This window comes from Streptomyces sp. UNOC14_S4 (assembly GCF_020740835.1).
In the GTDB taxonomy this organism is placed as follows: domain Bacteria; phylum Actinomycetota; class Actinomycetes; order Streptomycetales; family Streptomycetaceae; genus Streptomyces.
On the sequence record NZ_JAINFC010000898.1, the window covers coordinates 1 to 1,505 of the forward strand.

1 protein-coding gene is annotated in these 1,505 nt (G+C 74.4%); it reads left to right on the forward strand.

Annotation, left to right across the window (positions count from 1 at the left end; translation table 11 throughout):
• Window positions 1-254: 254 nt before the first annotated feature.
• On the forward strand, window positions 255-1,475 hold the full coding sequence (gene lhgO, locus K6I34_RS36840; RefSeq protein WP_229332371.1) for an L-2-hydroxyglutarate oxidase: 1,221 nt from the start codon (window positions 255-257) through the stop codon (window positions 1,473-1,475).
• Window positions 1,476-1,505: the final 30 nt, after the last annotated feature.

Here is a 1,505-nt window from a genome sequence, read left to right on the forward strand (position 1 = left end):
CCCCAGTGTCACCCACCGGGGGCGGCAGCCCCCGGTGGGTGACACTGGGGAGCGGTTCCCCACAACGCGGCGGCCCCTTACGTCACAACTCGGCCGGATTTCCCCGCCTGTCGTCACGCTGATCGCACCCCTGGGCTCACCCGGGTTTCACCACGTTGTCAGTGGCGCAGGTCATGATGGGGGCGTGGGAGAGGCGCTGGGAGTTGCCGGATGCTCGGTCGCGGGTGTACGGGTCGGCGTGGGGAGGTGACGTGGTGAGGGCGTACGACTGCGATGTGCTGGTGGTCGGGGGCGGGATCGTGGGCCTGTCGACGGCTTATGCGATCACACGCGCCGCACCGGGTACGCGCGTCACGGTGCTGGAGAAGGAGCCGGGTCCCGCGCTCCACCAGACGGGGCGCAACAGCGGTGTGATCCACAGCGGGATCTACTACCGGCCGGGTTCGCTCAAGGCGCGGTTCGCGGTGCAGGGCGCCGCGGAGATGGTGAAGTTCTGCGCGGAGCACGGCCTGCCGTACGAGGTGACGGGGAAGCTGATCGTCGCCACCGAGCAGGCGGAGCTGCCACGGCTGCACGGCCTCGTCCAGCGCGGCCGGGAGAACGGCATCCCGGTGCGGGAGCTGGGCCCCGCCCAGATCGCGGAGCACGAGCCGCATGTCCGGGGCCTCGGTGCCATCCACGTGGGCACCACGGGCATCTGCGACTACGGCGCGGTGGCCCGCGAGCTGGCCCGCCTGGCGGCGGACGCCGGGGCCGCCGTGCGGTACGGGGCGCGGGTCGAGGCCATCGGCCGCCGGGGCGGCCCGCAAGGCGAGGCGGTCGCGGTCCGTACGGCCTTCGGCGAGGTGCTGCGCGCGCGGGTGCTGGTGAACTGTGCCGGGCTGTACAGCGACGCGGTCGCGCGGCTCGCGGGCGACGACCCCGGCATGCGGATCGTCCCGTTCCGCGGGGAGTACTGGGAGCTGGTGCCCGAGCGGGCGGATCTGGTGCGCGGCCTGGTCTATCCGGTGCCGGACCCGGCGTTCCCCTTCCTCGGCGTCCACCTCACCCGGGGCATCGACGGCGGCGTCCATCTGGGGCCGAACGCGGTGCCCGCCATGGCCCGCGAGGGGTACGGCCGGGCGACCGTGCGCCCCGGGGAGCTGGCCGGGGTCCTCGCGTTCCCCGGCGCCTGGCAGCTGGCCCGCAGGCACTGGCGGTACGGCGCGGACGAGGTGCGGCGCTCCCTGTCCAAGCGCGCCTTCACGGAGGCGGTACGGCGGCTGCTGCCGGACGTCACCGTGGACGACCTGATACCGGCCCCCGCGGGCGTGCGGGCACAGGCGGTGCTGCGGGACGGCACGCTGGTGGACGACTTCCTGTTCGCGGAGTCGCCGGGCATGGTGCACGTGCTGAACGCGCCGTCCCCGGCGGCCACGGCGTCCCTCCCGATCGGCCGCGAGGTGGCGAGGAGGGTGCTGGCGGGGCTGCGGTGAGGGGGCGATCGCGCGGAGGTACGGCACGGC